This is a genomic window from Pseudomonas sp. MPB23 (assembly GCF_046605395.1).
GTDB lineage: Bacteria > Pseudomonadota > Gammaproteobacteria > Pseudomonadales > Pseudomonadaceae > Aquipseudomonas.
Genome location: NZ_CP176771.1, coordinates 5,958,963 through 5,980,351, shown reverse-complemented (window position 1 = coordinate 5,980,351; position 21,389 = coordinate 5,958,963). Strand labels below are relative to the sequence as shown.

The 21,389-nt window shown below is 61.9% G+C and carries 20 protein-coding genes and 1 pseudogene; 9 read left to right on the top strand and 12 right to left on the bottom strand.

The window, feature by feature from the left end:
* Nucleotides 1-201: 201 nt before the first annotated feature.
* The 5 genes from ACLH0J_RS27175 to ACLH0J_RS27155 all read right to left on the bottom strand — a co-directional run bounded on the left by ACLH0J_RS27175 (nucleotide 202) and on the right by ACLH0J_RS27155 (nucleotide 4,418).
* Nucleotides 202-2,643 carry a penicillin acylase family protein gene (locus ACLH0J_RS27175; RefSeq protein ID WP_411389853.1) on the bottom strand — a complete coding sequence of 814 codons (2,442 nt, stop codon included), beginning with the start codon at nucleotides 2,641-2,643 and terminating at the stop codon, nucleotides 202-204.
* A gap of 102 nt (nucleotides 2,644-2,745) precedes the next feature.
* Nucleotides 2,746-2,946, bottom strand: coding sequence for an SEC-C metal-binding domain-containing protein (locus tag ACLH0J_RS27170; protein WP_003189235.1), 201 nt, complete (start codon nucleotides 2,944-2,946; stop codon nucleotides 2,746-2,748).
* The gene (locus ACLH0J_RS27165) at nucleotides 2,943-3,425 is read right to left on the bottom strand and encodes an LEA type 2 family protein (protein WP_411389852.1); all 483 of its coding nucleotides are present in this window, start codon (nucleotides 3,423-3,425) and stop codon (nucleotides 2,943-2,945) included. The genes ACLH0J_RS27170 and ACLH0J_RS27165 overlap by 4 nt, the downstream gene beginning before the upstream one ends.
* Nucleotides 3,426-3,445: 20 nt before the next feature.
* Nucleotides 3,446-3,916: a YchJ family protein gene (locus ACLH0J_RS27160; RefSeq protein WP_411389851.1), complete on the bottom strand. Its 471-nt coding sequence runs from the start codon at nucleotides 3,914-3,916 to the stop codon at nucleotides 3,446-3,448.
* A 4-nt stretch (nucleotides 3,917-3,920) separates the two neighbouring features.
* Nucleotides 3,921-4,418: a DUF6231 family protein gene (locus tag ACLH0J_RS27155; RefSeq protein ID WP_411389850.1), complete on the bottom strand. Its 498-nt coding sequence runs from the start codon at nucleotides 4,416-4,418 to the stop codon at nucleotides 3,921-3,923.
* A 190-nt stretch (nucleotides 4,419-4,608) separates the two neighbouring features.
* Between ACLH0J_RS27155 and ACLH0J_RS27150 the strand changes: the two genes are divergently transcribed.
* Complete coding sequence (locus tag ACLH0J_RS27150; RefSeq protein ID WP_411389849.1) at nucleotides 4,609-5,304, top strand: OmpA family protein; 696 nt, start codon at nucleotides 4,609-4,611, stop codon at nucleotides 5,302-5,304.
* Between the two features lie 156 nt (nucleotides 5,305-5,460).
* A complete protein-coding gene (locus tag ACLH0J_RS27145) occupies nucleotides 5,461-6,219 on the top strand; it encodes a collagen-like protein (RefSeq protein WP_411389848.1) in 759 nt (252 codons plus the stop codon).
* A gap of 118 nt (nucleotides 6,220-6,337) precedes the next feature.
* Here ACLH0J_RS27145 and ACLH0J_RS27140 read toward each other — a convergent pair whose 3' ends face one another.
* A complete protein-coding gene (locus ACLH0J_RS27140; RefSeq protein WP_411389847.1) occupies nucleotides 6,338-6,802 on the bottom strand; it encodes a CopD family protein in 465 nt (154 codons plus the stop codon).
* Between the two features lie 98 nt (nucleotides 6,803-6,900).
* Here ACLH0J_RS27140 and dinG point away from each other — a divergent pair, with 98 nt between their 5' ends.
* The 5 genes from dinG (at nucleotide 6,901) to pdxH (ending at nucleotide 14,626) form a co-directional block, all read left to right on the top strand.
* Nucleotides 6,901-9,045: an ATP-dependent DNA helicase DinG gene (gene dinG, locus ACLH0J_RS27135; protein WP_012722636.1), complete on the top strand. Its 2,145-nt coding sequence runs from the start codon at nucleotides 6,901-6,903 to the stop codon at nucleotides 9,043-9,045.
* Between the two features lie 88 nt (nucleotides 9,046-9,133).
* Entirely contained in the window at nucleotides 9,134-11,431 is a 2,298-nt protein-coding gene (locus tag ACLH0J_RS27130) for a beta-galactosidase (RefSeq protein ID WP_411389846.1), read from the top strand.
* A gap of 82 nt (nucleotides 11,432-11,513) precedes the next feature.
* Complete coding sequence (locus ACLH0J_RS27125) at nucleotides 11,514-12,659, top strand: serine hydrolase domain-containing protein (protein ID WP_411389845.1); 1,146 nt, start codon at nucleotides 11,514-11,516, stop codon at nucleotides 12,657-12,659.
* 143 nt (nucleotides 12,660-12,802) lie between these two features.
* Nucleotides 12,803-13,951 (top strand): OmpA family protein, encoded by a 1,149-nt coding sequence (locus ACLH0J_RS27120; protein WP_411389844.1) that lies wholly within the window; start codon nucleotides 12,803-12,805, stop codon nucleotides 13,949-13,951.
* Nucleotides 13,952-13,978: 27 nt separating this feature from the next.
* Entirely contained in the window at nucleotides 13,979-14,626 is a 648-nt protein-coding gene (gene pdxH / locus ACLH0J_RS27115; RefSeq protein WP_411389843.1) for a pyridoxamine 5'-phosphate oxidase, read from the top strand.
* A 36-nt stretch (nucleotides 14,627-14,662) separates the two neighbouring features.
* On the opposite strand, the gene ACLH0J_RS27110 is transcribed toward pdxH, so the two are convergent.
* Nucleotides 14,663-14,923, bottom strand: coding sequence for a hypothetical protein (locus tag ACLH0J_RS27110; protein WP_411389842.1), 261 nt, complete (start codon nucleotides 14,921-14,923; stop codon nucleotides 14,663-14,665).
* A gap of 157 nt (nucleotides 14,924-15,080) precedes the next feature.
* On the opposite strand from ACLH0J_RS27110, the gene ACLH0J_RS27105 reads away from it, so the two are divergent.
* The gene (locus ACLH0J_RS27105; protein ID WP_411389841.1) at nucleotides 15,081-15,545 is read left to right on the top strand and encodes a glycine zipper 2TM domain-containing protein; all 465 of its coding nucleotides are present in this window, start codon (nucleotides 15,081-15,083) and stop codon (nucleotides 15,543-15,545) included.
* Between the two features lie 76 nt (nucleotides 15,546-15,621).
* Here the strand turns inward: ACLH0J_RS27105 and nhaA are convergent, their stop codons facing one another.
* A complete protein-coding gene (nhaA, locus tag ACLH0J_RS27100) occupies nucleotides 15,622-16,797 on the bottom strand; it encodes a Na+/H+ antiporter NhaA (protein WP_411389840.1) in 1,176 nt (391 codons plus the stop codon).
* Between the two features lie 218 nt (nucleotides 16,798-17,015).
* Between nhaA and ACLH0J_RS27095 the strand changes: the two genes are divergently transcribed.
* A complete protein-coding gene (locus tag ACLH0J_RS27095; protein ID WP_411389839.1) occupies nucleotides 17,016-18,110 on the top strand; it encodes a PLP-dependent cysteine synthase family protein in 1,095 nt (364 codons plus the stop codon).
* A 59-nt stretch (nucleotides 18,111-18,169) separates the two neighbouring features.
* Here ACLH0J_RS27095 and ACLH0J_RS27090 read toward each other — a convergent pair whose 3' ends face one another.
* The 4 genes and pseudogenes from ACLH0J_RS27090 to ACLH0J_RS27075 all read right to left on the bottom strand — a co-directional run bounded on the left by ACLH0J_RS27090 (nucleotide 18,170) and on the right by ACLH0J_RS27075 (nucleotide 21,256).
* Nucleotides 18,170-19,783 carry an NAD(P)/FAD-dependent oxidoreductase gene (locus tag ACLH0J_RS27090; protein WP_411389838.1) on the bottom strand — a complete coding sequence of 538 codons (1,614 nt, stop codon included), beginning with the start codon at nucleotides 19,781-19,783 and terminating at the stop codon, nucleotides 18,170-18,172.
* 106 nt (nucleotides 19,784-19,889) lie between these two features.
* Complete coding sequence (locus ACLH0J_RS27085) at nucleotides 19,890-20,561, bottom strand: COG3650 family protein (protein ID WP_411389837.1); 672 nt, start codon at nucleotides 20,559-20,561, stop codon at nucleotides 19,890-19,892.
* A 28-nt stretch (nucleotides 20,562-20,589) separates the two neighbouring features.
* Nucleotides 20,590-20,703: pseudogene (locus tag ACLH0J_RS27080) on the bottom strand (hypothetical protein); the annotation flags it as partial.
* Nucleotides 20,657-21,256, bottom strand: a complete 600-nt coding sequence (locus tag ACLH0J_RS27075; RefSeq protein ID WP_411389836.1) for a short chain dehydrogenase — start codon at nucleotides 21,254-21,256, stop codon at nucleotides 20,657-20,659. The pseudogene ACLH0J_RS27080 and the gene ACLH0J_RS27075, both read right to left, overlap by 47 nt.
* Nucleotides 21,257-21,389 lie beyond the last annotated feature (133 nt).

Sequence of the window (21,389 nt, the reverse complement as noted above, 5' to 3'; positions counted from 1 at the left end):
TCAGACGGATCACAAGTAGCAATTTCTGCACCATAGTTCCGAATGAGCGTTTTAAAAGGTAGGACAAGGGCGTTCTAAGTGTAGGAGATGCCCGAAAGTGGGCATGAAAAAAACAGCGCACCATTTCAGAACATTTGGGGGGCGAAAATGTGGGAGGGGGCTTGCTCCCACATGTTGGTCCGGTGTCTTCAGGGGAACCGGTTATTTGCCTGGCGTCAGGGTCAGCCTGGCTTTTCCATACACCTTGTCGAAGTTCTGCGCTTGCATCGGGAAGCTCAGGTATTGCGCCTTGAGCGACGGATCAATGCCGTTGGCATAGTTCGGGCTGGCCGGGTTGCCGGATTGGCCGATGCCGCCCTGGCCCATCATGGGTTCCAGTTGGCCGAAGTCGATGATCATGCGCAGCGCCGGCACCTGGGTGGTGTTGAAATCCCGACCCCAGCTGTACGGCGCCGGGTTCAAGGTGTTGTGGTCGCCGCCGGATGCCAGTGGGCCTCGAATCACCTGGCCCTGGGTGTTTTTCCAGGTGGTGCTGTGCAATTTGCCCCACTGCCAGGCCTTGTGGTCGGCGCCCAGTTGGCTGTCGCCGGCGCTGATTGCGGCGGCCAGGCTGCGGGCGAGGATGGTTGGTTTGTCTTCTTTCAGCGGGGTGCGCACATCGTCCCAGAACGGGCTGTCTTCACGGCCCAGCAGGTGGTCGGCCTGGGCCGCGTAGGACAAGCCGGCATTGCTGACAAAGGCTTTCCAGCTAGCGCTGTTTTCCGGGCCGAGTTCGTCGAGGAACGTCTGCTTGGTGCTCTCCTGCAGGAACAGCTCGTAGAGCGCGGCGTCGGCGGAGGTGGCCACGAGGCGACCGTCGAAGGCCATCAGGCGCTTGAGGGCTTCCCGTGCCTTGGCCTGTTCCGCCACCGGCAAGGCGTCGATCGCCTGTTTCAGTGGCTGGGCCATGCCCGGCGCCTGGAACATGGTCTTGAGTTTGGCGGCGAAGGTGGTGGTCTGGTCGTACTGCATGGCAATCACACTGCGGCTGTCATGCTTGCCGGCATTGGCCAGTTGCGCCAGGCGTTCGCTGCGCTCCGGCGCATCCCAGGAGTTGGACAGTTGCATGCCATAGCCACGCGGCGCGGTGCGCTGGTTGGCGGTGCCGATCCAGCCTTGGGCCGGGTCCTGATCGTACGGGTGCAGCATCGCGTCGGCGTAACCGTCCCAGTCAAAGCGCGTGTCCCAGCCCGGCGAGGGCAGCAGGCCTTCGCCTTCGCGGCGGTTGGGGAAGCGACCGGTGACTTGCCAGCCGATATTGGTCGCGTCGGCGAAGACCATGTTCAAGGCAATGGCGCGGATTTCACGGGTTGCGTCCGAAGCCTTGGCGACGCTTTGCGCGCGTGACAGGTCGAAGAACGCATCGAGGCTCTTGTCGTCTTTGAAATCGGCGGTTTGCAGGGCCAGACCCAGGCCTGTGGTCAGCGCCTGGCTGCTGTTGAGCAGGGCGCCGTGACGGGTTTCGTACACCACTTCACGAATCGAGCGTTGGCCTTTGACGAAGAAGGTTTCGTTACGCACCCCGGCCGGTAGCCATTTTCCGTTGTTCTCGTAGTACAGCGCGTTGCCCTGGCGTTTGATCTTCTCCAGGAACAGGTCCTGGGTATCGCCCTTGACCGCGCTCATGCTCCACGCCACTTTGCCGTTGAAACCGGACAACAGGGTGGGCAGGCCGGCAATCGAGGCGCCAGCCGCCTGGTACTTCGGCGCGCGAATCTGCACGTAGCTCCACGGCGACGGCGCTTGCGGCTGGGCCGCCAGGTCGTTGGCCAGCAGGCTTTTGCCGCTGCGGCTGCGTTGCGGGCCGATGGCCCAGTTGTTCGACGTGCTCACCGCCAGGGAATTGAGGCTGCTCAGTTGCTGGCTGACTGTGTCCAGCCCGGCAAGGCCGCTGATCTGGCCCAGGTTCACGCCCTTGAGCTTGTCGGCTTCGGCCAGTGGGATCGGTTCGTCCGGCGCGCTCGGTGTGAGCCAGGCGAGTTTGTCGACGCCGACTTTTTGCGCGAGTACCAGCGACGCCAGCTCTTCCTGCAGGTTGGCCGATTCGCTGAAATTCAGCAGGCAGAACAACAGTGCCGAATCTTCCGGCTTCCAGTATTCGGGCTTGTAGCCGGTCTGGGCCAGGTCCGGCGGCAGCTTGTCGCGGTAGCGGAACAGGTAGGCGTTGACGCCCCGGGCGTACACCTCAAAGAAGCGCTTGAGGCGCGGCGTTGACGCGTTATAGAGCTCGCCGGCGCTTTTTTTCAGGTTGACGGCGCGCATGAAGCGGTCGACATCCAGCACGTCGGGGCCGGACATTTCCGCCAGGCGGCCCTGGGCCAGCAGGCGCAACGTGACCATCTGCGTGATGCGGTCGCTGGCATGCACATAGCCGAGGCTGAACAGCGCGTCGTGGAAGGTATTGCTTTCGATCAGCGGCATGCCTTGGGCATTGCGGCGCACCGACACGTTCTGTGCCAGGCCTTTGATCGGCTGCACGCCGGCCAGTGGCGGCAGGGTGTCCTGGGTGCTCTGGAGCTGGCAACCGGCCAGGCTTAATGCACTGGCCACTGCCGCGGCAACGCCGAACCGGGGAAGAAAATGTGAGAGGGCTGGCGAGGCCATGGCAAAGCTCCTGCGGGGGGTAGCGTCAGTAAAGGCGCTACGTTAGTGAGCGCGGCGAAACGACGCAAGCAGGAGCTAAGGCTTATTTTCAGGAGCCCGGTATCAGGCGCCGTGGCACTTCTTGAATTTTTTCTCGCTGCCGCAGGGGCACGGATCGTTGCGGCCAACGTCCTTCAAGGCGTTGCGCACCGGTTCCTGATGCGCGTGGCCGCAGTTCGGGCCGTGGACATGGCCGTGGTCGTGATCATGGTGATCGTGATCGTGGTTGCAGTCAGGACCATGGACATGGGGTTGCTGAGTCATTGATGTCGCTCCGGAATAAAATCGCCGGGGATTATCTCGCCATTGTGGTTCACCTGCACGTCATAACCGATGAATAATCCGGTTTTCAGCTCACCTTCCAGGCGATAGGGCACGGGTTTGTCGGGTTTTTTCAGCATCTGCACCACATCGCGGATTTGCGGCCAGAGGTTGGTGCGCACCGAGACCTTGAAGAAGGCGTGGCCGTGTGGCGGTACGGTAAGCCATTCGTTGGACTCGCCCTCGGTCAGGACAAAGTTACCTAGGGTGACCTTGTAGATCAGACCGCGCACGGTCAGGTCCGAGTCATCGCGGTTGTCCACGCGAAAGTACAGTTTGAATTTCTGCTCCAGCAGCTTGGCGCGCACCACTTCGACCTTGACCAGCGAGACGTGGGGCGGCGGCGAGTCGTCTTCGAACCATGAAGCGCAGCCCGTCAACGAGAGGGTCAACGCCAGCATCAAGCTGTACATCCGAAGCATGGCGTTGTCCTTTGAATGAATTAGAGGTAGCTGGAACAACACTTCTTGAATTTCTGCCCACTGCCGCACAGGCACGCATCGTTGCGCCCGGCCTTGACCTCCACTGTGGGGTCGATGAAGTACCAGCGCCCGTCATTCTGTACGAAGGAGGACTGTTCGCGGTGGCTATGTTCGCCCGTGCTGTCATGCCAACGTGCGGTAAAGGTCACGAAGGCATGTTCCGGTTGGCCGCCGAACACCTCCGAGCTTTCCACTTCCAGGCCGAGCCAGGTGCTCTGGGCGCTCCAGGCGCTGATCGCGTCCCGGTCCAGGCCGGCCTGTTGCGCGGGTAAAGTGGTGGCGACCAGGTAGTCCACCAAGCCCAGTACATACGCGCTGTAGCGTGAGCGCATGAGTGCGCTGGCGCAAGGCGCCGGGTGCCCGGCGTGATAATGGCCGCAGCAGGCATCCAGCAGGTTGCCACTGCCGCAGGGACAAATGGATGTACTCATCGGCTTACCACCAATACTTTCCAAAGTTTTCCGGATTGGCCCAGAACCGGGCGTTGAGCCAGTCCGGCACCTGTTTATAGTCAAGCAGATCGTAGGTGAACAGGGTCAGAACCTGCTCATCACGCTGGAAGCGCTCACCGGCCTGCAGGGCCAGGGAGAAAAAGTCGGTGTCTTTCCAGTCGCAGGCGCCCAGGTCCACCAGCACCGCAATACGGCTGGCATTGAGGTTGCGAATGCCGCCGAGCAGGGTCAGGCCTTGCGGTTTTGACAGGTGTTCCAGGCAGTCCACCACCAGCGCCAGGTCAAAACGCTGCGCTGCAAGTTCCGCCGGCAATGCCCCCGGCACCGCCACGGAAACTTGTGTGTCCGGGTGGGCCGCCTGGAAGGCATCCAGCGCCGGAAACTGGCTGGCGCCCAACAGCAACAGGCGTTTGGGCTGGTGCAGATCCAGCAAGGCGGCCAAGGCTTGCTGAGGTGTACGGGAAGAAATACCAGCGGTCATCAGAGATCCTCACATCAGGACCCTAGAGACTAGCGCGGCTGAGCGTGCGGGCCTAGAGCGTGCGGCTGCGAAAAATCCGATGGGGACGGCCAACCTCAATGAATACGGGGTGTGGCGTAGTGGCGCAGTTGAAAAGAGCGGTCTTTACTCCAACCATCGGCCCCCGCCGATCCCCTCAGGAGAAAGTCAGATGAGCATCATGCGGACAGCTCTACCCTTGGTTCTGCTAACCGGAGTATTGACAGGTTGCGCAGGCTTGCAAAAAACCGATTGGCCGACCTGCGCCGCTGTTGGCGGTGTGACCGGTGCGGCGATTGGCGCGACTGAAAGCTCGGCCTACGCAGGCTATGGCGCATTGCTGATCGGCGGCATGGCCGGCGCCTATTGCTGGGTGCACGGCGATGGCGACGAAGATGGCGATGGTGTGCCGGACAGCCGCGACAAGTGCCCGGGCACCCCGAAAGGCGTACAGGTCGATGCCGATGGCTGCCCACCTGCGCCGCCCGTAGCGGCCGTTGAAGAGGTGGTCGTGGTCAAGGAAGAAACCATCGTGATTCGCGATGTGCACTTCGAGTTCGACTCGGCCAAGCTGACGGCGTCGGATAAAACCACGCTCGACACCATTGCCACGCGCCTGAAAAAAGAAGCCCCGAGCGCCCAACTGCGGGTCAGCGGCCACACCGACAGCGTCGGCAAAGACGCCTACAACCAGAAACTTTCGGAAAAACGCGCCCACTCGGTCACCGATTACCTGATCGGCGCCGGTGTACCGCGCAGTAACTTCGTGTCTGTGACCGGTGCGGGCGAAAGCCATCCGGTGGCTGACAACAAAACCGCTGAAGGCCGCGCGCTCAACCGCCGGACCGAAATCCAGATCAATCGCTGACAGCCCTTGCCCCTGTGGGATCCACAGGGGCATTGCCGGCGATCTTCACCGAAACCTCCCCTTTATTAACTTTTTTGAACCTTCACTGGCAAATCGCCTGTAGAAGTCGTTACTGTGCGTTCAAAGAAAAATTTGAAAACACTCAGGAGCCCCATGATGCGTAAGGTTTTTCTGTTGGCCCTGTTGGTCAGCCCCATCGCCCTGGCCCAGAGCGTCAGTGTCGAAACCAACTCATTGATGCGCCTGCCCAGCAGCACAAGCGTATTGCAGCTAGAGCGCCTGGATGTGGCGGACTACGGCACCTTGCTGATCCCGGCCACTATCAGCCAGGTCACGGTGGATCAATTGCACTTGGGTCGCGACGCCCGCATTGCGATTGCCCCCGGTAATAGCGCATTACAACTGCAGGTGCGGCATGCCCAGTTGGACCACGGCAGCCAGTTCACCTCCCGTGGGGCACCGGGTACCCATGAAAAACCAGCCAAGGCCGGGCGTGACCTGACCTTGCGCGTCAATGCCCTGATGGCTGAAGAACTGTCGGTGGATGCCCGTGGCGGCGCCGGTGCCCAGGGTTATGCCGGGCTGGATGGCGCCAACGGTGAGGACCCCGGTTGCACATGGGGCTCGGCCGGGCACGGGGCCAACGGTGACAATGGTGGCGATGGCCTGCCCGGCGCAGCGGGTGCGCACGTACGGATCGAGCTGCCGCAGGACTTCCCGGCCGAAAAGATCAAGGTCTGGGTAGATGGCGGTGCCGGTGGATTGGCTGGCACAGCAGGTAAACCTGGCAACGGTGGCCAATCCAAAGGCTGCCTGGTGTACCGCGCCGATGGCGGCGAGAAGGGTCGCCCAGGACTCGAAGGACAGCCGGGGCCAGCTGGGCCTGCTGGCGCCGTAACGATCCAGCGCCTCTAACACACCCACTTGTAGGAGCGAGCTCGCTCGCGAAAAACGCATCGGCGACATGGGCTTCCAGAAGCGCTGCGTTATCGTTGACGACCTTCGCGGGCAAGCTCGCTTCTACAGTGTCTGGTCAGAACATCGGCCGAGCCGAAGCAATCGCCACCACCACCAGGCCCACGATCAGATTGATCCCCACCAGTTTGCGAATCTGCCCCAGCGCCGCCGCGCCGGCCGGCCAATCCTCGGCCGCTACCGCCGTGCGCAGTTCCGGGAACTTCAGCGCCTGGATACGGATAAACAGCGCCGTCATCACCAGATACAAACCCATCATCACCTGAACATAACGCGGCGCGGTTTCAAAGCCGTTGAAGCGCAGTTGCAACAGGCCGACACCGCTGATCGGCAAAACCAGCACGGCCACCCAAACCCATACGAAAAAACGTTGAAACACATTTGCCCACAGCTTGAGCCGGGCAGGGCCCTCAAGTGCCGCCACAGCGGCGGGGCGCAGGATCATCCAGGCGAAAAACATGCCGCCGACCCATATCAGGGCGGCCAATACATGCAGGGTGTAAGCGAGGCTAAACGCGGTCATGGTGGTACTCCGTTCTGCGCGGGATTAATTAGCGGGGTATGATAGCGGCCGATCCGAACCACTGAAAATTTATCCAGCGTTTTTGCGCCCGACTATCCATGATCAGCACTGAACTCAAAACCACGATCCAGGGTGCCTATTCGCGTTTTCTCGAAGCCAAGAGCTTGAAACCGCGCTACGGCCAACGCCTGATGATCGCCGAAGTGGCCAAGGTCCTCGGGGATATCGACACCGACGACGAAGGTCGCCGCGAAGGTGAGCCTGCGGTCGTGGCCGTCGAGGCCGGCACCGGTACCGGCAAGACGGTGGCCTACAGCCTGGCCGCGATCCCCACCGCCAAGGCTGCCGGCAAGCGCCTGGTGATTGCCACCGCCACCGTCGCCCTGCAAGAGCAGATCGTCTACAAAGACTTGCCCGACCTGATGCGTAACAGCGGCCTGAACTTCACCTTCGCCCTGGCCAAGGGCCGTGGCCGCTATATGTGCCTGTCCAAGCTGGACGTGCTGTTGCAGGAAGGCCATGCGCAAACCGCGACCGCCTCCTTGTTCGAAGAAGAAGGCTTCAAGATCGAAGTCGATGAAGTCAGCCAGAAGCTGTTCACCAGCATGATCGAGAAACTGGCCGGCAATAAATGGGACGGCGACCGCGACAGCTGGCCCACCGCCCTGGAAGACGCCGACTGGGCACGCCTGACCACCGATCATAGCCAGTGCACCAACCGTCATTGCCCCAACTTCGGCCAGTGCGCCTTCTACAAGGCTCGTGAAGGCATGGGCAAGGTCGACGTGATTGTCACCAACCACGACATGGTGCTGGCCGATCTGGCCCTGGGCGGCGGTGCCGTGCTGCCGGATCCGCGCGACACCCTCTACGTTTTCGACGAAGGCCACCACCTGCCCGACAAAGCCATCGGCCACTTCGCCCACTACACGCGCCTGCGCTCCACCGCCGACTGGCTGGAGACCACCGCCAAGAACCTCACCAAGCTGCTGGCCCAGCACCCGCTGCCCGGCGACCTGGGTAAGCTGATCGAGCAGGTGCCGGAGCTGGCGCGGGAGATCAAGACCCAGCAGCAGTTCATGTTCAGTGCCTGCGAGCAGGTCGCCGACTTCAAGCCCGGCGAAGACGTCGAGGGCCGTGAACGCCCGCGCCATCGTTTTGTCGGCGGGCTGATCCCCGAGCACATGCGCGAAATGGGCATCGAGCTGAAAAAAGGCTTTTCGCGCCTGACCGACCTGTTCACCCGCCTGACCGACCTGCTCAAGGAAGGCATGGATGGCGAGGTCAACATCGGCATCGCCAGCAACCAGGCCGAGGAGTGGTACCCGTTGTTCGGCAGCCTGTTGTCCCGGTCCCAGGGCAACTGGGAGTTGTGGACTGCCTTTACCGTCGAAGACCCGGAAGACAACCCGCCCATGGCCCGTTGGCTGACCCTGTCCGAAAGCGGTGCGCTTTTCGATATCGAGGTCAACGCCAGCCCGATCCTCGCCGCCGAAATGCTGCGGCGCAACCTGTGGAACGTGGCCTACGGCTGCCTGGTGACCTCGGCCACGCTGACCGCCCTGGGCACCTTCGACCGCTTCCGCATGCGCGCCGGCCTGCCGAAAAAAGCCGTCACCGCCGTGGTGCCGAGTCCGTTCCATCACGCCGACGCCGGTGTGCTGCGCGTGCCCGACCTCAAGGCCGACCCTCGGGATGCGCCGGCCCACACGGCTGCAATCATCCGTGACCTGCCGGGACTGGTGGAAGGTTCGCGCGGCACCCTGGTGCTGTTCTCGTCACGCAAGCAGATGCAGGACGTGTTCGACGGCCTCGACCGCGACTGGCGCAAGCAGGTGTTTATCCAGGGCAACCTGTCCAAGCAGGAAACCCTGAACAAGCACAAGGCGCGGGTCGATGGCGGGGATTCCAGCGTGCTGTTCGGCCTGGCGAGCTTCGCCGAAGGCGTGGACTTGCCCGGTGCCTACTGCGAACACGTGGTGATCGCCAAGATCCCGTTCTCGGTGCCGGATGATCCGGTCGAGGCCGCACTGGCCGAGTGGATCGAAGCGCGGGGCGGCAATCCGTTCATGGAAATCTCGGTGCCGGACGCTTCCCTGAAGCTGGTCCAGGCCTGCGGTCGCTTGCTGCGCACCGAGGAAGACCGCGGCACCATCACCTTGCTCGATCGCCGCCTGGTCACCCAGCGCTATGGCAAGGCGATCCTGAATGCCTTGCCGCCATTTCGGCGCGAAATTTCTTAAGCCCCCGTGGGCGAATTCGCCCACTTCGTGGTCTATCTCAATTATGTCATCAGGCCATTCACCGGCCGTTTGGGAGAACCTTGTTCGTATGATTCGCACGCTGCCCGCTCTTTTTGCCCTGCTGTTCGTCGCGCCACTGATGGCCGCGCCCGCCGGGCAACAGACATTGTTCAACTTCGTCCGGCCCGCCGATGTGGTCAAGGTGGCGACCCAGGACGCCAGCCTGCCGCAATACAACGCCGAACAGACCCCCGAAGGCGAAGTGCTGCGCCGCATCACCTTCAACCCGGCCGCCGAACCGAGCCTGGTGCTCAGCCCACAGACCGGCGCCTGGGACTGGTCGCAATCCAGCGCCATGAGCCTGCGTATCCAGAGCGCCATGGACTGGGCGCTGACCCTCTACGTCAAGGTGCAGAGCAACGATGGCAAGACCCTGGTCAGCCGCATCGACCTGCCGGCTGGCCCGGCCCAGACCTTGCTGGTGCCGCTGCAGGCCAACTCGCCATTGAGCCAAGGCATGAAGGCCGGCCCACCGATGCCGATCACCGTGGACGGCCAGCGTGTGTTGCTGGCCAGCAGCGCGGGGGAGATCGACCGCAGTCAGGTGGTCTCGGTGACCCTGTCGATGATCAAGCCTGTCGCCGCCCAAAGCATCCTGTTGGAGCGTTTCGGCGTGCAGGACAGCGAGCCGGTGCTGAAGGCCGCCTATAGCGAACTGGTGGATGCCTATGGGCAGTCGACTCGCGCGCGCTGGCCGGAAAAAGTCAGCAGCGACGAGCAACTCAAGGCCGCCGCCGCCAAGGAGCAGCAACAGCTCAAGGCTTGGCTGACCGAGCGGGACAACTCTTCCCTGGATCAATACGGGGGGTGGAACAAAGGCCCGGCGTTCGACGCCAGCGGCTTTTTCCGTACCGAGAAGCGCGACGGCCGCTGGTACCTGGTGACGCCGGAAGGCCATCCGTTTTACTCCCTGGGCGTCAACACCGTGACGCCGACCAATAACCAGACCTACGTGGCCGGTCGTGAGTGGATGTTCGCGGCGTTGCCCAAGGCGGGAGAACCCTTCGACAAGTACTACGGCAGCGGCGACAACCGCGGTGGCAACGGTGCCGATCTGGGCCGTGGCTTCAATGTCGGGCGCTGGTACGACTTCTATGGCGCCAACCTGCAGCGCACCTACGACACCGAAGGCTTCGACCAGAAGCGCTGGGTCAGCCACACCCTCGACCGCTTGCAGGCCTGGGGCTTCAACACCGTAGGCAACTGGAGCGACTCGGGCCTGGCCGCCGCCGACCGGGTGCCGTACACCTTGCCGCTGTCGATCGTCGGCGATTACGCCAGCATCAGCACCGGCACCGACTGGTGGGGCGGCATGCCCGATCCGTTCGACCCGCGTTTCGCCATGGCCACCGAGCGCGCCGTGGCGATTGCCGCCCGCGATCACCGCGATGACCCGTGGCTGATCGGCTTCTTCGCCGATAACGAGCTGGCCTGGGCAGGCCCCGGCGATGATGCGAAATCCCGTTATGCCCTGGCCTACGGCACCTTGCGCATGACCACCGACGTACCGGCCAAGCGCGCGTTTCTCAAGCAACTGCGCGACAAGTATCGCAACGAAGAAGGCCTGTCGCGGGCCTGGGGTATCCACTTGGCCGGCTGGGAGCTGATGGAAGACCCGGGTTTCGAGCCGCCGATGCCGAGTCCTGAACACCCGGAAATCGAAGCCGACTTCAAATACTTCCAGAAGACCTTCGCCGACGCCTACTTCAAGACCCTCTCCGATTCGCTGAAATGGCACGCGCCCAACCAGTTGCTGCTGGGCGGCCGCTATGCAGTGAGCACGCCGGAAGCGGTGGCGTCCTGCGCGCAGTATTGCGATGTGCTGAGCTTCAACATGTACACCCTCAAACCCCAGGACGGCTATGACTTTGCTGCCCTGCGCGCGCTGAACAAACCGGTGCTGATCACCGAATTCAACGTTGGCTCCAGCGACCGTGGCCCGTTCTGGGGCGGTGTGACGCAGTTGGCCAGGGAAGAAGATCGCGGTGCGGCGTACGGTACGTTCCTCAAGCAGGCCATGGCCGAGCCGTCGATTGTCGGTGTGCACTGGTTCCAGTACCTGGACCAGCCGGTCACCGGCCGCTTGCTGGACGGCGAAAACGGCCATTTCGGCCTGGTCGGTATTACCGATGTGCCGTTCCAGGGTTTTGTCGACAGTGTGCGCAAAAGCAACCTGGCGGCGATCGACCAACTGGGCAAGGAAGCGCAAAAGGCCAAGGCGGCCAACGCAGTGCGTGAAAGCGAAGGCGGCAGGGCATCGAGTGACGGCAAAGGCGCGGGGCAGGGCGCCGGGCATGCGGGCGGACACGCCGGAAATGGTCATTGATTGAGTGCTGACGGGTTCACAAAACCGCTTGGGGCTGGAACAATGCCGGCCACTTTTTACGCTGTCTTTCGAGGGTGCACCGGTGCAGATTCAGGGTCATTACGAACTCCAGTTCGAAGCGGTACGTGAAGCGTTCGCCGCGTTGTTCGATGACCCGCAGGAGCGCGGTGCCGGGCTGTGCATCCAGATCGGCGGTGAAACCGTCGTCGACCTGTGGGCCGGTACCGCCGACAAGGACGGCACCGAGGCCTGGCACAGCGATACCATCGTCAACCTGTTCTCCTGCACCAAGACCTTCACCGCCGTCACCGCCCTGCAATTGGTCGCCGAAGGCAAGCTGCAGCTGGATGCGCCGGTCGCCAACTACTGGCCGGAGTTCGCCGCCGCCGGCAAGCAGAACATCACCCTGCGCCAGTTGCTCTGCCACCAGGCCGGGTTGCCGGCGATCCGCGAAATGCTGCCCACCGAAGCGCTGTACGACTGGCAACTGATGGTCGACACCCTGGCGGCCGAAGCACCGTGGTGGACGCCGGGCCAGGGCCATGGCTACGAGGCCATCACCTACGGCTGGCTGGTCGGTGAGTTGCTGCGGCGTGCCGACGGGCGTGGGCCGGGAGAGTCCATCGTGGCGCGGGTTGCACGCCCGCTGGGGCTGGACTTCCACGTGGGTCTGGCCGACGAAGAGTTTTATCGCGTGGCACATATAGCGCGCAGCAAAGGCAACATGGGCGATGCAGCCGCTCAACGTTTACTGCAAGTAATGATGCGTGAACCGACGGCCATGACTACGCGGGCATTTGCCAATCCGCCGTCTATTCTGACCAGCACTAATAAACCCGAATGGCGACGCATGCAGCAGCCGGCGGCAAATGGTCACGGTAATGCGCGCAGCCTGGCCGGTTTTTATAGCGGTTTGTTGGACGGTAGTTTGCTGGAAGCCGACATGCTCGAACAATTGACCCGTGAACACAGTATCGGGCCGGATAAAACATTATTGACACAAACCCGTTTCGGCCTGGGCTGCATGTTGGATCAACCGCAGTTGCCCAATGCCACCTTCGGCCTTGGCCCCCGTGCTTTCGGGCATCCCGGTGCCGGCGGTTCGGTGGGGTTTGCCGACCCCGAACATGATGTAGCGTTTGGTTTCGTGACTAATACACTGGGGCCTTATGTACTTATGGACCCGCGGGCACAGAAGTTGGTCAGAATATTGGCCGGTTGTCTGTAAACCCCTTGCTGTTTCACGTTTTTTTGTTACAAATGCAACTATAAGAAGACGCTGAAGGAAATGATGTAACTTTAATGTCCTGTAAGCGTCTGTTTAACGGGTCAATCAGACCCCCGTTTCTTTTCTCATTTTGTGGATATCTCATGTTATCGAACAAGTCCTTGGCACTGGCGCTTTGCCTCACTATTACCGGTTGCGCACAAACTCCACAAAATGATGCCGAGGGCGGGCATTGGTGGTCATTTGGATCGGATAAGGCTGCTACCAAGGACGTAGTCACTCAAACCGACGCCAAGCCGGATGCCAAACCTGCCGCCGGGGCCAAGCCTGCTGCACCTGTAGCCGCCGCTGCTGCGCCTGCACCTGCACCGGTCGCCAAGGCTGACACCGGTTCCAGTTGGTGGCCGTTCTCTTCCAAGAATGCCGACGATAAAGCCGCTGTTGCCAAGGCCGACCTGAAAGCCGACGTCAAGGCTGCGGAACCGGCCCCTGCGGTAGCCAAAAACGACACTGAAACCCACTGGTGGTGGCCGTTCGAAAGCAAGCCCAAGCCATTGGCCAAGGTCGATGTGACCAACGTGCCGATGCCCGATCCGAAAATCACCCAGGCCTGGCTGGACGACTATGAGCCGCGCCTGCGCGCCGCCATCAAGGACAGCAACCTGCAACTGGAGCGTCGCGACAACGTACTGGTCGTGATCGCTCCGGTAGACGGTTCCTACAACCCGAAGCGCCCGGAGATGTTGCTGCCGGTCACCTTGGGCCCGTTCACTCGCGTGGCCAAGGCTGTTGAAGCCGATCCCAAGACCGCCGTACTGGTGCTGGGCCACGTTGATGCCACGGGCAGCGCTCCTGCGAGCCAGGCATTGACCAAACAGCGCGCGCAGTCCATCGCTTCGATCTTCAGCCTCAGCGGCTTGAAGCAGGACCGCCTGATGCTGCGCGGCATGGGCGACCTTATGCCGCGTGCCGCCAACGACAGCACCCAGGGCCGTGCGCTGAATCGTCGCATGGAAATCATGTTCACTCAGCGTACAACTATGTTGGCCTTGCTGAGCAAATACCAGTCGGGCAAGACACCGCCTGTGGCTGAAATGGTCGCCGTGCAGGATGTTCCAGCACCGGCCGCCAAAGCGACGGCGAAAAAGGCGCCTGCCGCCAAGAAAGCCACCGCCAAGAAAGCCGCTGCCAAGCCTGCTGCCAAAAAAGCCCCGGCCAAGCCCGCTGCGAAGAAAGCGGCTCCGGCCAAAGCCAAGGCGGCTGACCCGGCTAACGACCAGGCGAAAAACTGATCCGTTGAACCAGAAGGATAACGCTGCATGACCCAGGCACTGGCCGATATGCGCCGTGACTACACGCGGGACGGTTTGAACGAGGCCCAGGCTCCGAGCGAACCGTTTTCGTTGTTCCACCAGTGGTTTGGCGATGCGGTGAAAACCGAGCAGCCGCCGGTGGAAGCCAATGCCATGACCCTTGCCACGGTCGATCAGGACGGTCGCCCGCACTGCCGTATCCTGTTGCTCAAGGGCCTGGATGCGCAGGGCTTTACCTTCTTTACCAACTATGACAGCGCCAAGGGCGAGCAGCTCGCGGCGCGGCCATTTGGGGCCATGACGTTCTTCTGGCCGACCCTGGAGCGCCAGGTGCGCATCGAAGGGCGGGTGGTCAAGGTCACGCCTGAGGAATCGGACGCTTATTACCAGGTCCGCCCGCTGGGCAGCCGCCTTGGTGCCTGGGCGTCCCCGCAGAGCAAGGTCCTGCGTGACCGCGAAGAACTGCAGGAACTGCTCAAGGTCACCGAGCAGCGTTTCAGCGACAGCCAGCCTCACTGCCCCGAGCATTGGGGCGGCTACCGCCTGTTGCCCGAGCGCATCGAGTTCTGGCAGGGCCGCGCCAGCCGCCTGCATGATCGCCTGAACTACCGCCTGCAAGGGGCCGACTGGGTTCGCGAGCGCCTCGCGCCCTGAGCTGGACCTATTGTCGCTTCGCTTGAGTGACGCCCATCATGCCGAAGTCTCTGTTGAAGAGGCTTCAGGCTTATACTGCTGAGCGGTGCTTTTCAGCCAGTCCGGCAAGTCGCTGCGTTTGATCTTCAGCTCATGTGCCTTCTGCAACTGTTGCAGCATAAAGGCCCGTTTGTGAGGGTCATTACCCGCCAGAGAGAGCGCGAGGTCGCGGTTCATCCAGCGCTTGATGCGCAGGTACAGCCAGCCATGGAAGTACAGGCCGGCGAGGGTAGTGACTGCAATAATGAAATAATCCATGAGCGTCCTGATGATGAGAAGACTGCTACCGTTCGTCTGTTTTTGTAGTGCGGGCTGTCTGTACTGAGGCTGAATGAAAGCAATTTTCTGCCGGGCTTGCCGTGACAGACGTCAAGCCTCGGCGTTTAATGAATACCTGTCCTTTGGAGTTGATGCTATGCGTAAGTCCGTTTTACTGGTTGCCTGCGTTACCACCCTGTCACTTCTGCTGGGTGGCTGTGCTTCGAGTCTGACCGGCGACTCGTACTCCCGTGACGAAGCGCGTCGTGTACAGACCGTGCGCATGGGGACCATCGAGTCCCTGCGTCCGGTGAAAATCGAAGGCACCAAGACCCCAATCGGTGGTGCTGCGGGTGCAGTCATCGGCGGCGTTGGTGGCAGCGCCATCGGCGGCGGGCGTGGCAGCATCGTCACCGCTGTGATCGGCGCCGTTGCCGGCGGCCTGCTGGGCTCTGCCACTGAAGAAGGCTTGACGCGTACCCAGGGCGTCGAAATCACCGTCCGCGAAGACGACGGCAGCATGCGCGCTTATGTGCAGGCTGTGCAGGAAAATGAAATCTTCCGCATCGGCGACCGCGTGCGCATCATGACCGTTGATGGCACCAGCCGCGTTACCCGTTAACGGTAAGCAACTGGCCAAGAAAAACCCCAACCGGGTGACCGGTTGGGGTTTTTCTTTGGGCGACTGTTCAGTCCGTTCAGGCTTTCTTGCGACTGGCCATCGCAGTGATCGCGTAACCGATACACGCCGCCAATATCGACCCGGTCAGAATCCCCATTCGATCCTCCCCGGCAAATTCGCTGGCCCCTGGTACAAACGCCAGCGAGCCGACAAACAGGCTCATGGTGAAACCGATGCCGCACAGGATCGCGACACCGAAGACCTGGCCCCAGTTGGCGCCGCTGGGCAGGGCGGCCAAGCCGGTCTTGATCGCCAGCCAGGTGAGGCCAAACACGCCGATGGTCTTGCCTATCAACAGGCCTGCTGCGATGCCCAACGGCACGTGGTGGGTGAAGCTTTCCAGGCTGACCCCGGTGAGTGAAACACCGGCATTGGCGAAGGCGAACAGCGGCAGGATGCCGTAGGCCACCCATGGATGCAGGGCGTGTTCCAAGGTCAGCAGCGGCGAGGGTTCGGCGTTCTTGGTGCGCATCGGGATGCAGAACGCCAGGGTTACGCCGGCCAGGGTCGCATGCACACCGCTCTTGAGCACGCAGACCCACAGGATCAAGCCCACGATCAGGTAAGGTGCCAGCTTGATCACGCCCAGGCGGTTCATTGCAATCAAGGCAATCAGGCAGGCACCCGCGCCCGCAAGGGCGGCACCGGACAGGTCGGCCGAATAGAACACCGCGATGACAATGATGGCGCCCAGGTCGTCAATGATCGCCAGGGTCATCAGGAACAGCTTCAGCGACACCGGAACCCGCTTGCCCAGCAGCGCCAATACGCCCAGCGCAAAGGCAATGTCGGTGGCCATGGGAATCGCCCAGCCGGAAAGTGCCGCAGGATAGTCCTTGTTGATCGCCCAGTAGATCAGCGCCGGCACGACCATGCCGCCGATGGCCGCTGCGCCGGGCAGGACCACTTGGGAGGGCTTGGACAGGTGGCCATCGAGCAGTTCGCGCTTGACCTCCAGGCCGATCAGTAGAAAGAACAAGGCCATCAGGCCATCGTTGATCCACAGCAGGGCCGGCTTGGCGATTTTCAGCGCGCCGATCTGCGCCACCACCGGCACATCGAGAAACGCGCTGTACAGGTGCGACAAAGGTGAGTTGTTGATGATCAGGGCCAGGGCCGCAGCGGCGATCAACAACAGACCGCTGGCGGCTTCCAGCTGGAAGAAACGGGTGAAAGTGCTACGCAGAGGCAAGGGATGCTCTCCAATCAAGGTTCAATAGGTGGGTACCCTAACCCGTACTGTTAGTTGTTAAAACAAAAGTTATATTCTTATTTGTTATAAGTGGGGCACCCTGTCGATGTTGCTGTCACGGCGGGTAATTGTGTGTCCAATTGAGTCGTTACTGTACCTGTGTGCAGTGTAGGAAAACTCCTAAGATTGGCCATGAAAACTCTTAGAGAGCGCCTGCTATGAACGACCACCGGCCCTGGGCCCGCGAAGCCATTCGCATCATTGAAGCTGACTTCCAGCGCAGCGCCGACACGCACCTGATTCCCTTGCCGCTTCCGGGTCTACCCGGTATCGAGTTGTACTTCAAGGATGAGTCCAGCCACCCCACCGGCAGCCTGAAACATCGGCTGGCCCGCTCGTTGTTCCTGTATGCGCTGTGCAATGGCTGGCTCAAGCCGGGCGCACCGGTGATCGAAGCATCCAGCGGGTCGACGGCGATTTCCGAAGCCTACTTTGCCCGTCTGCTTGGCTTGCCGTTTATCGCGGTGATGCCGGCCACCACCTCCCAGGAAAAGATCGCCCAGATCGCTTTCTATGGCGGCAAGAGCCATCTGGTGCAGGATCCGACACAGATTTACGCCGAATCCGAACGGCTGGCCCAGGAAAGCGGCGGTCATTTCATGGACCAGTTCACCTACGCCGAACGCGCCACCGACTGGCGGGCGAACAACAACATCGCCGAGTCGATCTTCCAGCAAATGCGCTTCGAGCAGCATCCCGAGCCGAGCTGGTTGATTTCCAGCCCCGGCACCGGCGGCACCACCGCCACCCTGGGGCGTTATGTGCGCTACCGCCAACACTGCACCCGCGTGTTGTGTGCCGATGCCGAGCGCTCGGTGTTTTTCGATTTCTATCAGAGTGGCGACGCCAGCCTGCGCCTGGATTGCGGTTCGCGAATCGAAGGCATTGGCCGCCCACGGGTCGAGGCGTCATTTCTGCCCAAGGTTATCGATGCGATGGTCAAGGTGCCGGATGCGCTGTCACTGGCGGCGATGCATTACCTGGCCGAGCGGTTGGGACGGCGGGTCGGCGGGTCCAGCGGCACCAATCTCATCGGTGCGCTGGTGGCCGCGCAGCAGATGAAAGCGGTGGGGGAGACGGGCTCGATCGTGGCGATCTTATGTGATGGCGGCGAGCGCTACGCCACCACCTATTACGATCAGGCGTGGCTGGCGGGGCAGGGCTATGCGCTGGAAACGCTGATCGCGGCCGTTGCAGCCAGTGTGGAGTGCGGCGAGCCTTTGCCGGACAGCATCCTGCGCGCCAATATCTGAGCGCGGCAAAACCAAATGTGAGAGGGGCTTGCCCCTCCCACCTGAGGACTGCGGTGTATTCAGGCGTCGATGCCGAGCATGTCCCTTGCCAGCGCCTCGGCGATTCGAATCCCGTCAACGCCCGCCGACAGAATCCCGCCTGCATAGCCGGCGCCTTCACCGGCCGGGAACAGGCCTTTCACGTTCAAGCTCTGCATCGATTCGTTACGGGTGATCCGCAGCGGCGACGAGGTGCGCGTCTCGATACCGGTCAACACCGCATCATGCAGCGAGTAGCCTTTGATCTGCTTCTCGAACGCCGGCAAAGCTTCGCGGATCGCTTCGATGGCGAAGTCCGGCAAGGCCAGGGCCAAGTCACCCAGGGCCACCCCCGGCTTGTAGGAGGGTTCCACACTGCCAAGCGCCGTTGACGGTCTGCCGGCGATGAAATCGCCCACCAGTTGCGCCGGCGCTTCGTAGTTGCTGCCGCCGAGGATGTAGGCGTGGGATTCCAGGCGTTCCTGCAATTCGATACCGGCCAGCGGGCCGCCCGGGTAGTCCACCTCGGGGGTGATACCGACTACGATGCCGGAGTTGGCGTTGCGCTCGTTGCGCGAGTACTGGCTCATGCCATTGGTCACCACGCGGTGCAGCTCGGACGTCGCCGCCACCACGGTGCCGCCCGGGCACATGCAGAAGCTGTAGACCGAGCGGCCGTTCTTGGCGTGGTGCACCAGTTTGTAGTCGGCGGCGCCGAGTTTCGGGTGCCCGGCGTATTTGCCCAGGCGCGCGGCGTCGATCAGCGATTGCGGGTGTTCGATACGGAAACCCACCGAGAACGGCTTGGCTTCCATGTACACGCCACGGCCGTGGAGCATACGGAAGGTGTCGCGGGCACTATGGCCGAGGGCCAGGATCACGTGCTTGGACAGGATCTGCTCGCCGCCGTCGATCACCACGCCGTTCAACTGGCCGTCCTCGATCAGTACATCGGTGACCCGTTGCTCAAAGCGCACTTCACCGCCGAGGGCGATGATCTGCTCGCGCATGTTTTCCACCACGCCAGTCAGGCGGAAGGTACCGATGTGCGGTTTGCTGACGTAGAGGATTTCTTCCGGGGCGCCGGCCTTGACGAACTCGTGGAGCACCTTGCGACCATGGAATTTCGGGTCCTTGATCTGGCTGTACAGCTTGCCATCGGAAAAGGTCCCGGCGCCGCCTTCGCCGAACTGCACGTTGGACTCGGGGTTGAGTACGCTTTTGCGCCACAGGCCCCAGGTATCCTTGGTGCGTTGGCGCACTTCCTTGCCGCGTTCGAGAATGATCGGCTTGAAGCCCATCTGCGCCAGCAACAGGCCGGCAAAGATGCCGCAAGGGCCAAAACCTACCACGATCGGACGTTCGACCAGACCTTCGGGCGCCTGGCCGACCACTTTGTAGCTGACGTCCGGTGCCGGGTTGACGTTGCGGTCATCGGCGAACTTGAGTAGCAGGGCGGCTTCGCCCTTCACGTTCAGGTCGATGGTGTAGATGAAGCACAGCTCCGACGATTTTTTGCGGGCGTCGTAGCTGCGCTTGAACAGGGTGAAATCGAGCAGGTCATCACTGGCGATGCCCAGGCGTTGCACGATGGCGGGCCGCAGGTCTTCTTCGGGATGGTCGATGGGCAGCTTGAGTTCAGTGATTCGTAACATGACGGGATCCGGTGTGCGGCGTCTGGTAAGGCCGGCAGTTTTGCAAACCGGCGATTATAAGCCCCAACCGTGGTTTCCCGTCATGCTAAAACAGCGCGCGCGTCCATCAATCGTCCCGCGAACCGCCGAATGCCGCGCAGCCACGCTGGACCTGACCGTTGATCCGCAACTCGGCGGTCATGTGCTGCAAGCTGCCGCTGACGGCGTCGATGCAGCGTTGCGGGGCCACCCAGAGTTCGATGTGCTGGTTATTGGCTTCGGTCATCAGGTTGAAACGACCGTCGCCCAGTTGCTCTTCCACATACGGCACCGCCAGCGGTGGTTGGCCCTCACGCTCCAGCACCATGCCCTTGGCTGTCACGTTCATCGCCCAGGCCGGCTTGTGGCCGTTGGCCCGCAGGGTCATGCGTTTGAAGTCCGGGTCGTTGCAGGCTGACGTCGAACGCTCGACACGGTAGAGCTGTTGCAGGTCGACGCTGCCCTGGCTGCCGCTGGCGACGCCGGAAAACTTGCCCCGCAAGTCGGCGAACAATGCGCCCTGCTGGCCGGCCAGGGATGCGGCTTCCTGCAGGATGCTGGTGCCGCCGGTGTCATTGACTACGTAGTTGCGTGTGTCGTTGCATGGCTGGAACAGCAGCTTGCCGCCGACGGCCGTGAGTTCGCCTTGCATGCGGGTCAGGCCGACGAGGGACGGCTTGGCCGGCTCGCTTTCGAACATCTGGCAGGCGGCGAACAGGGGAAGCAAGGCAAACAGGACGAGGGTACGGGCGGCGCGCATATCGGGTCTCCAGACAAGTGCCGCCACGTTACGCAGGCTGGCGCCGCATCACAAGCCCGTGCGCCAGCTTCAGGCAATTCTGACAGACGTCCGATTCAACCGACGATAAAGGTCTGACCTGTCTGCAAGCCTTCCACACTTTTGGCGTAGGCCAGGGCCACGTCGGCGCCTGGGGCTGGCTTGTAGCCACGGAAGTACGGCGCGTAGCTGCCCATGGCTTCCACCAGGACGGTCGGGCTCACGGTGTTGATGCGCAGGCCGCGTGGCAATTCGATCGCAGCGGCTTTGACGAAGGCATCCAGCGCGCCATTGACCAGTGCGGCCGAAGCGCCGGTGCGGATCGGATCACGGTTGAGAATGCCGCTGGTGAAGGTGAACGAGGCGCCATCGTTGGCGTACTCACGGCCAATCAGCAGCAGGTTGACCTGGCCCATCAGTTTGTCGCGCAAGCCCAATTCAAAATCGCTGGCGCTCATGTCGCCCAGCGGCACGAAGTTCACGCTGCCGGCGGCACAGACCAGTGCGTCGAACTTGCCGGTCTGTTCGAACAGTGAGCGGATCGAGGCGCTGTCGCTGATATCCACCTGGAAGTCGCCGCGGGTGCGACCGATGCTGATCACCTCGTGACGCTGAGCCAGTTCTGCCTTGACCGCTGAGCCGACGGTGCCGCTGGCGCCAATCAATAAAATTTTCATGATGATGTTCCTCGAGAAGGGTTAGGCACTGTAGGGGCGGGCTTGCCCGCGAAAAACTCGAGAGCGCCGCTGCGTAGTGGGTTGACCGCGTTAGCGTTGGCGATTTTCGTGAGCAAGCTCGCTCCTACAGGGT